The sequence below is a fragment of the Cellulosilyticum sp. genome (genome assembly GCF_982396655.1).
The window spans coordinates 34,907-47,864 of record NZ_CEVXFV010000013.1; the positions used below are offsets into that span (position 1 = coordinate 34,907).

General features: G+C 37.8%; 10 protein-coding genes. All 10 read right to left on the reverse strand.

Annotated elements, in window-relative coordinates:
* Window positions 1–28: 28 nt before the first annotated feature.
* The 10 genes from AC1VAQ_RS07660 to AC1VAQ_RS07705 all read right to left on the reverse strand — a co-directional run bounded on the left by AC1VAQ_RS07660 (window position 29) and on the right by AC1VAQ_RS07705 (window position 12,814).
* Window positions 29–916, reverse strand: a complete 888-nt coding sequence (locus AC1VAQ_RS07660) for an FAD binding domain-containing protein (RefSeq protein ID WP_479903767.1) — start codon at window positions 914–916, stop codon at window positions 29–31.
* Complete coding sequence (locus AC1VAQ_RS07665) at window positions 910–1,377, reverse strand: (2Fe-2S)-binding protein (RefSeq protein WP_302598262.1); 468 nt, start codon at window positions 1,375–1,377, stop codon at window positions 910–912. Before AC1VAQ_RS07665 ends, AC1VAQ_RS07660 begins: the two co-directional genes overlap by 7 nt.
* Window positions 1,370–3,475, reverse strand: a complete 2,106-nt coding sequence (locus AC1VAQ_RS07670; RefSeq protein WP_302598261.1) for a xanthine dehydrogenase family protein molybdopterin-binding subunit — start codon at window positions 3,473–3,475, stop codon at window positions 1,370–1,372. Before AC1VAQ_RS07670 ends, AC1VAQ_RS07665 begins: the two co-directional genes overlap by 8 nt.
* Complete coding sequence (locus AC1VAQ_RS07675; protein ID WP_303243834.1) at window positions 3,472–4,767, reverse strand: dihydroorotase; 1,296 nt, start codon at window positions 4,765–4,767, stop codon at window positions 3,472–3,474. The genes AC1VAQ_RS07670 and AC1VAQ_RS07675 overlap by 4 nt, the downstream gene beginning before the upstream one ends.
* Before the next feature lie 12 nt (window positions 4,768–4,779).
* Entirely contained in the window at window positions 4,780–5,760 is a 981-nt protein-coding gene (locus tag AC1VAQ_RS07680) for an ABC transporter permease (RefSeq protein ID WP_302597282.1), read from the reverse strand.
* A 1-nt stretch (window position 5,761) separates the two neighbouring features.
* Window positions 5,762–6,883 carry an ABC transporter permease gene (locus AC1VAQ_RS07685; protein ID WP_302597281.1) on the reverse strand — a complete coding sequence of 374 codons (1,122 nt, stop codon included), beginning with the start codon at window positions 6,881–6,883 and terminating at the stop codon, window positions 5,762–5,764.
* Window positions 6,876–8,429: an ABC transporter ATP-binding protein gene (locus tag AC1VAQ_RS07690; protein WP_479903768.1), complete on the reverse strand. Its 1,554-nt coding sequence runs from the start codon at window positions 8,427–8,429 to the stop codon at window positions 6,876–6,878. Before AC1VAQ_RS07690 ends, AC1VAQ_RS07685 begins: the two co-directional genes overlap by 8 nt.
* A gap of 92 nt (window positions 8,430–8,521) precedes the next feature.
* The gene (locus AC1VAQ_RS07695) at window positions 8,522–9,745 is read right to left on the reverse strand and encodes a BMP family ABC transporter substrate-binding protein (RefSeq protein WP_302597279.1); all 1,224 of its coding nucleotides are present in this window, start codon (window positions 9,743–9,745) and stop codon (window positions 8,522–8,524) included.
* Between the two features lie 210 nt (window positions 9,746–9,955).
* Window positions 9,956–10,528: a hypothetical protein gene (locus tag AC1VAQ_RS07700; protein ID WP_302597278.1), complete on the reverse strand. Its 573-nt coding sequence runs from the start codon at window positions 10,526–10,528 to the stop codon at window positions 9,956–9,958.
* A 237-nt stretch (window positions 10,529–10,765) separates the two neighbouring features.
* Complete coding sequence (locus AC1VAQ_RS07705) at window positions 10,766–12,814, reverse strand: CotH kinase family protein (RefSeq protein WP_302597277.1); 2,049 nt, start codon at window positions 12,812–12,814, stop codon at window positions 10,766–10,768.
* Between the last annotated feature and the right edge of the window lie 144 nt (window positions 12,815–12,958).

A 12,958-nucleotide genomic window follows, 5' to 3' on the forward strand; every position in this document is an offset into this window, starting at 1 on the left:
CTTCTGCCTCCTTTAACCTCACTTCTGATTAAACGCTAACATCCACTAAATCAAGGACTTCATCACATGCCTTAAGGGTCAGCTGGTTTATAAATTCCTGAAGCAAATTTAAACATACCCGTTTGCGATATGAGGCCGTGGAGCGCTGATCATCGATAGGCCTAATATATGCCGCATAATCATTTATAAATTCTTCTTGATGTGCCTTTATGTCTGTTACCTTCTTACCTATCCATTTCGCCTCTAACTCACCTCGTCTCACAACTGTTATGTCCACAGCGCCAAAGGCAATGCGTACATCACAAAGTATCCCTTTTTTTACCTTGCCTAATCCGATGAGGGAAAGCTTGGAAATCGCTTCTGATTTTCTGGCACCTACCTTTTCATACATATGAACATTCATGTCTTGCCATGCATCTTCTGAAATTTCAATTCCTATAACGATTTCATGGGCTGCAAGTTTAATCTGCCTTATCCCTAAGATAAATTGTGCAATGGGCATCTTTTTTATCATGAGTTTACCTTGTTCTAAACTTGCCAACACTACCTGGGCTGATAATGCATAAAGTAAAGGCAATGTATCGCCTGCTGGTGAGGCATTGCAAACATTTCCTGCCATTGTTCCAGCATCACGTATGGCAGGTGAAGCAATCTGCCGTATCACCTGTTTTAAAATCTCTGGTACTTCTTCGTTTTCTAATAACTCAAAATATGTAGCACATGCACCAATGGAAAGCACTCCGTCTTTTTTTGTAACTGCTTTTAATGCTTGTATTTGATTTAAAAATACCATATGTTCCGCCGTCTTTTTCATTACCATAAGATCGGTACCGCCATTTACTAGCAAAGTATTTTGATACTGCACAAGAAAGCTGCAGGCTTCTTTCACTGTTTTAGGATAATGTCCTGTTACCATAAGCCTTCCCCCTCCTGTGCTGCCATCATTACAGCTTCTATAATCATGTTATAACCTGTACAGCGACATAAATTCCCTGAAATGCCTTCTCTAATTTCTTCTTCTGTGGGATGAGCCTTTTTAGAAAGTAAGCTTTCTGCTGCCATAATCATCCCAGGTGTACAATAACCGCACTGTACTGCACCTGCCTTAGCAAACGTTTTTTCTAAAAGTTTATAGCGCCTTGTTTCCCTAAAGCCTTCTATGGTCACAACTTTAGCATTTTGCATACTCCCCATGGCTACAATGCAAGCATTCATTAGCTTTCCATTTACTAAAACGCTACATGCCCCACATTCACCTTCACCACAACCTTCTTTCGGCCCAGTAAGCTGAAATTCCTCACGTAAAACATCTAATAAACGTCTATGTGGTTCGCAATCAGTTGTTACTGCCATACCATTTAAATAAAAGTTAATCATTTATCATCACCTCCATGAGTTTCTCTGGTGTCACAGGAATCTCATACATTACTTTGCCAATAGACTGTTCTACTGCGGCTTCATAAGCTGGTGCAGTTCCAATAAGTGTTAACTCGCCTGCCCCTTTCGCCCCAAACGGACCCTCCTTATAAGGATTATCAATAAATGCCACCTGAAAATTCACTGTGTCCTTTGCCGTTGGAATCATATAATCTGTAAAGCTAGATTGATAAATTCTGCCTGCTACATTTTCCATCTTTTCCATAGAACCATAGCCTATTCCCTGTAACATGCCCCCTTCTGCTTGCCCCCTCATAATTGTTTCATCAATGGTTTTACCCACATCAAAGACACCCCATACACCTATTAGCCTTGTCACCCCTAAAAGTATATCTGTCTCTACCTCCACGACATTCATTCCATAGGAATAAGTAGGATAAGCATCACCTTGAAAGGTATTGATATCCCAAGGAATCATATTTGGATGCTGATAGTGTTCTTCTATCACAAAGGTTTCTTCTTGCCATCTTGCCTTCATCTTGTGTGCAGCACGTTCCAAAAGTTTGCCTACTATCATAAGCGACCTAGAAGCAACAGTCGGCCCTGAATTAGGGACAAGGTCTGTATCTGGATTTTCAATCTTCACATTTTCCAAGGGTATTTCTAAAATTTGTGCCACAATCTTACTAAAGGTCGTCTTAATCCCCTGCCCAATATCTGTATTGCTAGCTAAAATTTCTACTGTCTCATCCTTATACTTCACAAGTTTCACTACAGACTTAATCAAATCTTTTTCTGCAGACCCCGTGAAGCCACAGCCATGTAAAAATACTGATAATCCAATGCCTCTTCTAAAACGACCTGTCTGCATCTTGGCATAAGCCTTATATTTCTCACTATAATTAGAAACCTTTTCTATGTGGCGCAACATATCCGGTATAGGCACATAATCATGAAACTGTCCATTGGTAGCTGTTAAATCATATTGTTTAACAAAATACTTCTGACGTATTTTAAGCGGCGTAAGCCCTATCTTTAAAGCAATATGATTCATCAAAGTTTCAATAGCAAAAAAGCTTTGCGGTGCCCCAAAACCACGGTATGCCCCATTTGAAACCCGATTAGTAAGCATAGCTGCCCCATTAACATCTAAATTGGGAATATTATAGACACCTACTGCTGCAATTAACGCACGTTGCAGCACCACGCTAGATAAACCGGCATAGGCACCTGCATCTAATTTAATATCTGCCTTAATCCCTATAATTTCATTGTTCTCGTCTAATGCTGCACTATATTTTAAAATAGCCGGATGTCTTTTGGGTGTAACTGCCATATCCTCCCTACGATTTAAAATAAGCTGTACCGGTTTTCCTGTTTTCTTAGCTGCCACCGCTACTTGGCATGCAATTAAAGAAGGATAATCTTCCTTTCCCCCAAAGCCCCCTCCAGTTGTTGTCTGTATAATCTGTACGTGTTTTTCATCAAGTCCCATCGCCTGCATCACCGCACTGTGTACATAATAAGGACACTGCATAGAACCATAGACACTTACTTTTCCATCTTTATAAATCCCTACTGCTCCTTGTGGTTCAATATAAGCTTGTTCTTGATAACCAGTAGTAAATGTTTCCTCTATAATGCTTTTTGCTTTCTTAAAAGTATGCTCAGGGTCACCTTTTATGTAATGATAGGAAGCTACTGATTGGGTAGCTTCTTCGATAGATAAAATAGGTACTTTCTCCTTATATGTTACTTTTACGCTTTCCACCAATCTCCTAACTTCTTCTTTACAAGGCCCTGCAATCATTAAAATAGGGTCACCTATATACCGCACTTCATCTGCTGCAAAAATCGGTTGTTCACTGGTAATAACTTTCAGGAGATTTTCTCCTGGCACATCACTCGCATCTATAACATAATAACCCTCTGGCAACTTAGGCAGATGCACTAACTCAATTTTGCCAAAGCTTATAGTTCCTCGTACCAACATGCCATATAACATACCCTCAAACTTTAAATCACCAATATACTTTGCCTTACCACTCATTTTAATCACATGGTCTTTCTTAGTGACGGCTTTACTAATATCTGTCATTTGCCTCCCCCCCTTCTGATATACATCCCCTGGTGTGTCTTCAAACTGCCTTTCTCCAATACAACACTTCCTCTTATTAAAACGGTTTCAATGCATCCCTTAAGGTGTTTCTTGTCATATACACTCATGGCATCATTAACAAACGTTTCACCTGCTGCATCAAAAATAACAATATCTCCGTCAAAGCCCGGTAAAAGTGCCCCCTTTTGCTGGAGCCCATAGACTTTTGCTGGCCCTCTTGTAAACTTATCAATCACTTTAAAGCCATAGGCATTGTACATATTGAGGAAAGCATAACGTATCCCCCCTATTCCCATAGGAATTTCTGAAGTATAAGCATGTGCCTTCTGCCTTTTGGTATAAGGACAATGGTCTGTTCCTATCGTTGTAATCTCATCTATGTAGCAACTTAGTAGCTTTCTTTCCTCCTCTTCTCTAAGAGGTGGCGTCATTGTATACTTATAGCCATCTTTCCAATCTAAACATGTACTGTTTAATAGAAAATAGTGGGGACAGCTTTCTAATATAATCTGATGATTCTTTAACTCCTTCTGAAATACCTTACGAAGAAGCGCTACCGTGCTGCCAGCACTTACATGAACGATATAGAGATTGCCACCTGTCTTTCTTGCCATTTGTGCCAACTTTACGACCTCTATATTTTCTGCAAGTGTTGGTCTTGCCTTTTCATGGTCTTTCACTAAAATATCCTTTGCCTTATTAATCAGCTCATCATTTTCTGCATGAATTAAAATTATAGCCTTCTGCTTCCCGCTTTCCTGTAATAATTCATAAATGGTGCCATCAAAAGTTCTGCGGTCAGTCTCTGAATAAGTCGTAAATAGTTTTACTGAATTAATGCCATATGCTTTAGCTGTTTCTATGATTTCCTTTGCTGGTGATGTGGGATTTGCTACAGTAAGATGAAAGGCATAATCTGCAATGCTTTTTTCTGCTAATGCTTGCCGTGTCTTAAAGGCACCTTTTATCTCAGATATCTTATGAATAGGATCTAAGAAATCAATATACGTCGTCACACCGCCATATACAGCTTCTATCGCACCTGCCTGAAAATCATCCTTTGAAATATTGGTGCCTACGCCTAATGCAAAGTGTACATGCGGGTCAATAAAACCTGGCAGCACATATTTGCCTCTGACATCTATCACCTTTTTAGCCGCTAATACGTCCTGTGTTAGTGCTACAATCTTTTCCCCACTTATATAAACATTTAATTTATGAAATTCCTGATTTATATATACAAGACCATTTATTATGCCTACATCTATCATCTTCTCACCTTCTTATCGTTCTTCTCTAAAGTATGGTATGCCCAAACTAGCTGGTGGTTGATTTTCCAGCTTATTTCTTCTGCTAGATAAAACCAAAACAATAATCGTTACTAAATAGGGTAGCATCTTAAAAATCTCCTGCATGGATCTTGGAAGTCCTGGAATGTACATATATAAAATATAAAGTGCACCAAATACAAAGGAACCTAGTATAGCTCTACTTGGTCGCCATAATGCTAAGATTACAAGAGCAATGGCAAGCCATCCCCTATCACCAAAGCCATCATTCATCCACGTGCCGCCTAAATATTCCATGACAAAGTGAAGCCCACCTAACCCTGCAATTGCAGCTCCTACTATAGTTGCCACATATTTATACCTCATTACATTAATACCTGCGGCATCTGCTGTTGCAGCACTTTCACCTACTGCCTTCAAGTTGAGTCCTTTTCTTGTTTTCTCTAAAAAGTACGTCATATAAAGTGCAATTAAAATAGCCCCATAGGTTAAAAAGCCATAAGAAAACAGCAACGGCCCCATCACTGGAAGTTTTGATAATCCTGGGATAGTCGCACGGTAAGCACTAGCTGTTGTAGCTACTGAAATTTGTCCTACCCCCCCTGCCAGCTTCGAAATAGAACCCCCAAAGAAATTCCCAAACCCCACACCAAATGTTGTTAAAGCTAGGCCTACCACATTTTGATTTGCACGAAGGGTAATGGTGAGAAAGCTATAAATAAAGCCGCCAATAGCTGATACTAAAAGGGTACAAATTAGCGAAATCAACATGCCGCAAAATCCATTCGGTACACTTGCATATTTTTCGTAAAAGAATGCGCCCATAAGCCCTGCAATGCCGCCCATATACATAATGCCTGGAATACCTAGATTTAAGTTACCTGATTTCTCAGTTGTAATTTCACCTGTTGCCCCTAGAAGGATAGGAATACCTTGACCAATAGCCTTTTGAATAAATACAATCACTACAGACATATTACATCGCCTCCTTACGCGCTTGCTGTGGGTAACGTTTTTTCCCGAAGCAGATGCCTAAATACACCTTATAATTGCAAAAGAATTCACAGCCAATTAAGAAGAATAATAAAATACCTGTAATAATATCTGAGGCGTTTTGATTAAGCCCAAACTGACTAGCAATCTGAATAGCCCCTTGTTGCATAAATACCAAAAAAGCAGACACTAAAATCATGATAAAAGGATTAAACTTAGACATCCATGCCACAATAATAGCCGTAAATCCTCTTCCTCCCGCTGTACTTGTAGAAATCGTATGGCTAGAACCTGCTACAATAAGTGCGCCTGCAATACCACATATAGCCCCCGAAAGCATCACTGTTCGTATAATAACTTTTCTAACGCTAATGCCGGCATACCTGGCTGTATTTTCACTTTCGCCTACCACAGCAATCTCATAACCCTGCTTGCTGTATTTCATATAAATAAACATGCCCAAAGTAATGGTTAAAACAATGATGACATTAATAAGCTGCACATTTCCAAAAAGTGCTGGAAACCAGCCTTGTTTTGTCTCTGAATTAATAATGCCAACGGTGTTAGAGCCTGCTGGTTTTTCCCAGAAAATAATGCAAAAGGTCACTAGCTGCATTGCCACATAATTAAGCATGAGTGTAAATAAAGTTTCATTCGTATTGTAACGTGCCTTAAACACAGCTGGAATAAAGCCCCATATCATACCTGCCAGGGCACTTACACCAATGATTAATAAAATTAATAGCCAGTTTGGAAAAATATTTCCTGCATAAATCATAAGTGCTGCGCAGGCCAGCCCTCCTACAAGAATCTGACCTTCAGCACCAATGTTCCAAAACTTCATTTTAAAAGCAGGGGTAAGCCCTACTGCAATGAGCAGAAGCACCATTGTTTCACGAAGTGTTACAAATATCCTTCTTTTTGTCCCCACAGCCCCCTCTACAATGCCCTTATAAACTTCTATAGGATTTTGCCCCGTAATCGCAATAATAACGATGCCACATACAATCAGTGACAAAAAGACAGCAATTAAATGTATGATAATATTTTTAGACTTTGAAATCGTATCTCTTTTTACCATTCGAAATAAAGGTTCTCTATGCATTGATTGCCCTCTCCCTTCTAGAGCCGCTCATAAGTAAACCGATTTCTTCCTTAGTTGTCTTCCTTGCATCCACAATGCCTGTGACCGTACCACTATTTAAAACCAAAATACGATCGCATAAGGCTAATAAGACATCCAAATCCTCTCCCACACAAATGACGGCTACCCCTTGTTTCTTCTGACTACTTAGCAAGTTATAGATGGCATAAGAAGCATGAATATCAAGCCCCCTTACTGGATAAGCCACCATTAAAACAGAAGGTGTAGATGCAATTTCTCTTCCTACTAGTACCTTCTGTACATTGCCTCCAGAAAGTCTGCTGACAGGTATTTCAATACCTGGCGTTGCTACCTCTAGCTGTTTTACAACCTTCCTTGCTAATTCCCTTGGCTTCTTACGATCGGTAAAAAATCCTTTTCCTTCTCTGTAGCTTCTTATCATCATATTTTCTGCTAAGTCCATAGACCCTACAAGACCCATTCCAAGTCTATCTTCTGGTACGAAGGCCAATGAAATGCCCAGCTTTGTAATTTCTTCTGCATTCATCTTAGAAAGTTCCTTGACCGTTTCTTTTTCTCCTTCTTTTTCTGCTGGCGGATAATATAAAATCTCACCTTGCTGAATCTGAACAAGCCCCGCAATTGACTCTAGCATTTCTTTCTGTCCGCTTCCTGAAACACCAGCAATGCCCAGTATTTCACCACTATATGCGGTAAAAGAGGCTTGATTTAGCACCGTTATCCCCTCTTTATTCACGCATGAAACGTCTTTCATTATGATACGTTTTTCTTTGCCCTTAGATTTTGTACGTTTTATATTAAGTTGTATCTTTTCCCCCATCATCATCTCTGTAAGTGATTCAATACTTGCTTTCTTAGTATCTACCGTTCCAATGCACTTTCCTTTTCTAAGTACAGTTACCCGGTCTGAGATTTCAAGTACTTCATTTAATTTATGCGTAATAATGATAATGGACTTGCCATCTTTTTTCATATTACGAAGCACATCAAATAATCTTCTTGTCTCTTGAGGCGTCAGTACAGCTGTTGGTTCATCTAAGATAAGTAAATTGGCACCCCGATATAATACCTTGACGATTTCCACAGTCTGCTTTTCTGAAACACTCATATCATAAATCTTTTGTGAAGGATTTAAATCAAAACCATATTTAAGCGTTAAGGCTTTAACTTCCTTCTCGACTTCATTCATTTTAAGTCTGGATTTACCTGGCAATCCCAATATAATATTTTCTGCTGCAGTTAAAATATTAATAAGTTTAAAATGCTGATGAATCATCCCTATACCTAATGTAAAGGAATCTTTAGGCGAACGAATCGTGACCTCATTCCCATCCATATAAATGCTACCACTATCTGGATAATAAATACCGGCAATCATATTCATCAGCGTTGTTTTCCCACTGCCATTCTCACCTAAAACAGCTAAAATCTCTCCCTTTTGTACATTTAAATCAATATGATCATTGGCCACTACTTCTCCAAAATGCTTTGAAACCTGCTTTAATTCAATAGCATAATTTCGCATATACTCTCCCCCCTCCACATTAATGGTATATATGATGACCGCGTAGCCATCTCTTAGAGCGCTACGCGGTATATCTTACTTACCTTCATTTCCTATTTTTCTGTAATGCCATCTATCTTGATTAAAAAGGCTGGTGCTGAACCATATTCAGATTCATGGAAATAACTATCACTGATATATTCTGTGCCAGCATCATTTTTCCAGCTATCTAATGTCTTACCTTGTACTGTAAATGTAGCTGTATCAAATACATGCAAAGAACCCTCTTTAATAGCTGCTACAACCGCATCTACCTTTTCCGGTGTACCCTTAGCACATGCTTTTCCAAGAGGCGTAATATCTACAGAATCCTGTGCATAACCTTGACACCAATCCGTCTCAATTGTTTCATTGTTTAAAATACAACCTACTGCATATTTGTAATAAACACCCCAGTCATTTGTTGGAGATGTTAATGCTGTATTCGGTGCTACACTCGTCATATCTACGTTATAACCTACTACTGGTATCCCCTTTGTTTCACAAACAGATGGTGCACCTGTGGTATCTGCATGCTGACTAATTAAGATACAGCCATCTGCAATAAGTGATGTAGCTGTTTCACCCTCTAGGGAAGAATCTGCCCAGCTATTAGTGTAGCGTACTTCCATCTTTACAGAATCTACAATACTTTTAGCACCTAAGTAAAATGCTGTATAACCAGAAACAACTTCTGCATAAGGATAAGCCCCTACATAACCCATGAGCGCTTGATCTTCTGTAATCTTACCTTCATCAATCATTTCTTTAATTTTCATACCTGCTACAACGCCAGATACATAACGTGCTTCATAAATATTATCAAAGTAGTTATGCATATTGCTAAGGCCACTTGAAGCCGCCTGGTAACCTGTTGCATGACAGAACTGAACATCTGGATATTCACTCGCCGCACGGATTATGTAATCCTCATGACCAAAACTATTGGCAAACACAATATCACAGCCACTTTCTGCTAAATCTGCTGCTGCATCATAGCAAGCTTCATCTTCACCAATATTGGTTTTCTCAATAACTTGATCTTCACTTAGACCATATTCTGCCATCATTTCATCAATACCTGCCATATGTGCAGCTGTATAACCTTCATTTTCGTCACCAACATAAATGACGCCAACTTTTAAATCTGATGAAGCTGCTTTTTCATCGGTAGCTGCTTCTGAAGTTTCTGCTATTGCTTCTGGACTTTCTGTTGATACAGCACTGCTACCACATCCAATACACATTGACCCTACCACACCTAATGCAACTAACATACTAAATAGTCTCTTCTTCATAATATCTTCCCCCTTATTAAATCCTCTAACACCTAAGAGAACACCACTTTATATGGTATTCCCAAGCACTTGCAAATATGAGAAAGCCCTATTTGTACATACAAAAAAAGGAGCTGCGTGTATTAACTACACACAACTCCTTTGTTGTCCGTTTGCTTTCTACTAATATCATATATCTATATATTATGTATTGTCAATAAATTTTGATAACTATTTGAATAACTTATATTTCTTTTCTCCAGCCACATAATAAAGCCCACCTAATGTATTATCTTCACTTTGTAGATAGCAAGCATCTCCACTTGCTAACTGTACTAACTCATAGCCTACATTACCATTTGCATTTTCATTAGGCACTACCTCAAACTTATCTTCCATAGAACTATATTCCGCCTGCTCTAGAGTATTTTCTACTACATTATAAATATACATATTCTCATCGATTAATGGATGTAGTTGTACGATATTTCCATCCTTACTTACTTCCACCTCACAATACGCATCACCTTGCGTATAGCCACAACCTATGGCTTCTAAATCTAAACTATGTACAATTTCTTCCTTTTCTAAATCATAGACAAATAGTCCAAAGTAGCCATGAAAAATAATCTTCTCTTCATCTGCATAGTTAAGCTCGGGCATATCAAGCCCCGTGCTTTCATCTAGCGTCCACGCTGCCTCTTGAGGCACTATCACTTTAGCTGATGAATCCATGCCTTGACATCCTACTAGACTTAACACAATACTACTTATTATCATAAGTCTTCTAACTTTTTTCCCCATTCCTATTTCCCCTTCATTATTAATATAGCTACTTTCATCATACCTATTTTCTATTATAAGCGCAATTTATTTTTTCCAACATTTACCTCATCTATTCTAAAAAAAATCTAAGAAGGTATCACACCCTCTTAGATTTTTTTCATCTTATTTATCAATGCATCTATAGATTTCACATTTATAAATTCTAGTTATTCATAGTTTTGAGTCATGTGAAATCATTGAGTATATTTCAAGGTTTTAGTTGGTTTCTCTATAGTCTTTCATAAACTGAGCCTTTAAATGAATGGCTTGATCAAAATTAACTGTAATCGTCTGCTCTGTACTAATCACATCATCTAACCAGCCAATAAAATGATATCCTTCAGCAGGAATAGCTGTTACAGTAATGGGATAGTCTGTAAAATACTTTCCTGTCCATGTACAATTTGAAAAATCAGGTTGTATTGTATTAATCTTTACACTTCCACCTACTGGTGTATTAGTTGTTATTGTTACATCAACAGGGTCTTTCTCTAAATCAAAATGTTTTTTTAACATATTAGGTACATAATGATTTCGATTATATAATGCACTGCGTATTGCATCAACTTGCTCATTAAAATAATCTTGTGGTACACAGTAATCCACTACAAAATCAGGTCCAAAACGATAGAAACTATCATTAATACAAGGACTATATTGTGCTACAATCTCATCTAATTTATTACTTGCACTATTGGGTTCAAAGTTTAAATTTGCAAGGTCCATAAATGTCGTTACAAACTGTTCCTTGAAATCCTCATTTTGCATCAAAGCTTCAAACAATACAATCTGTGTAAAATAATCTTGGCCAATTTCTCCCCAATCATAAATATATTGAATGGCATCGAACTCATAATTCTTTCCTAGATTATATAAGTCTAAAGAATACTCTGTATCATAAATCATCCAGCGCCATTTGCCATCTTCATAAGGTTGACTTGATGTGGTACGAGAACGCCATAAACGGTAGTTGTTATTATAATTAATCCAATCTTCATTGCCTAAGTATATTTCAGTAGCACAAAAATCAATGAAACTTTGTATATCCATCATATGACTTAATTCGTCATAGTTTTTAGCTACACTTAAATCATTATTTTTTGCAAAGCTAATAAGTTCATCATACAGCAATTTGTCTTTCTCAGTACCTTCTTCAATTTTCCCTCTTTTAATCATAACTACATTATCTTTATCAATATTATAATTATTTTTAATATAATCATCAGAGTAATCTTCATTTAGAGAATAGAGTCCCCAGTACTCTCCATCTATAAAAACAATAACTGGCCTAGCACCTTGCGTCTCTATATTACGATCTTCCACTAAACTTTGAAAATAAGGATCTCTAAGCTTAGCATAAAAATTGTCATTACCACCATTTCGAAGCACAAAAGTTTTAAAGGTAGTTAAAGGAGTTGTATCATCTACTTCTTTTGTAAGACCTGGAATCAAAGGATACTTTACATTTTTCTTTCCATATTCTTCTCTTGCAAAAAACTTTAAACTCTTTTGCTCATAGGAACGAGAGCCACCTCCCATTATACGCATCCCCAAATCCTGTGAAAATCCTAAAGAGCCATCTCCTTCAAAGTAATCAATATGTACCGGTCTTTCCCATGTTCTTCCCTCTTGAGTATAATTACCAGGCAGTTCCCAACTATTAGTTGTATTAGGGTCTCCACCATTTGCAATCCACTCATCATAAGTAGCACCTTGTACATATATACCTGTATTATAATCAAACAGATTATCTGGGTCCGTTACTATAGATATAATCGGCAAATGATTATACTTTTCCATCTCCATGCCTACAAAATACGTCTTTGTTACAACTTCACTTGCATTACCTTCTTCATCATATGCTATTGCCCTAATAACTGTAGATTTATCAATGTTAAAATTAGGTATATAACCACTTAAAGTCCCTATCCCTGTTTTTGATGCTAATACATTCGGTTCATTTGTACGATTTTGAATTAAGATTTCTCCCTCATAACATGTCGATTCATTAGTCGGTACGCTGCCATCTGTCGTATAGTAAATTTTAACCCCACTTGCTGTAGTTGTAGCTATCTCAAGTAAAAAGGCGTCTTTATAAAATCCGCTTTCCCTAGAAAAACAAGGTTTATCTACCTTTTTAATCGTGGCATCATTAGCAACTACTGCTGCTGTAGGTGCTGCATATAATACCGGTGTACAAAAAGTACACGTTACTGTTGTCATTAATGCAAGTAATTTTGCTGTTCTTTGCAAACATTTATCCATCTTATCCCTCCTCATAATATTCCTTTGTTTCCTTTTCCGGAATCCTTTCCAACAACCTCTATTATAGGGATAAGAAAAAAAAAGACCATCTCTTTTGTCTTACATATAAAAAAAACTGCTGTAAAATGTAACTAACACAGCCTT

Coding starts and splice junctions, on each gene's coding strand:
- AC1VAQ_RS07660 (WP_479903767.1), bottom strand. CDS start 916: ATGGTAACAGGACATTATCCTAAAACAGTGAAAGAAGCCTGCAGCTTT.
- AC1VAQ_RS07665 (WP_302598262.1), bottom strand. CDS start 1,377: ATGATTAACTTTTATTTAAATGGTATGGCAGTAACAACTGATTGCGAA.
- AC1VAQ_RS07670 (WP_302598261.1), bottom strand. CDS start 3,475: ATGACAGATATTAGTAAAGCCGTCACTAAGAAAGACCATGTGATTAAA.
- AC1VAQ_RS07675 (WP_303243834.1), bottom strand. CDS start 4,767: ATGATAGATGTAGGCATAATAAATGGTCTTGTATATATAAATCAGGAA.
- AC1VAQ_RS07680 (WP_302597282.1), bottom strand. CDS start 5,760: ATGTCTGTAGTGATTGTATTTATTCAAAAGGCTATTGGTCAAGGTATT.
- AC1VAQ_RS07685 (WP_302597281.1), bottom strand. CDS start 6,883: ATGCATAGAGAACCTTTATTTCGAATGGTAAAAAGAGATACGATTTCA.
- AC1VAQ_RS07690 (WP_479903768.1), bottom strand. CDS start 8,429: ATGCGAAATTATGCTATTGAATTAAAGCAGGTTTCAAAGCATTTTGGA.
- AC1VAQ_RS07695 (WP_302597279.1), bottom strand. CDS start 9,745: ATGAAGAAGAGACTATTTAGTATGTTAGTTGCATTAGGTGTGGTAGGG.
- AC1VAQ_RS07700 (WP_302597278.1), bottom strand. CDS start 10,528: ATGGGGAAAAAAGTTAGAAGACTTATGATAATAAGTAGTATTGTGTTA.
- AC1VAQ_RS07705 (WP_302597277.1), bottom strand. CDS start 12,814: ATGGATAAATGTTTGCAAAGAACAGCAAAATTACTTGCATTAATGACA.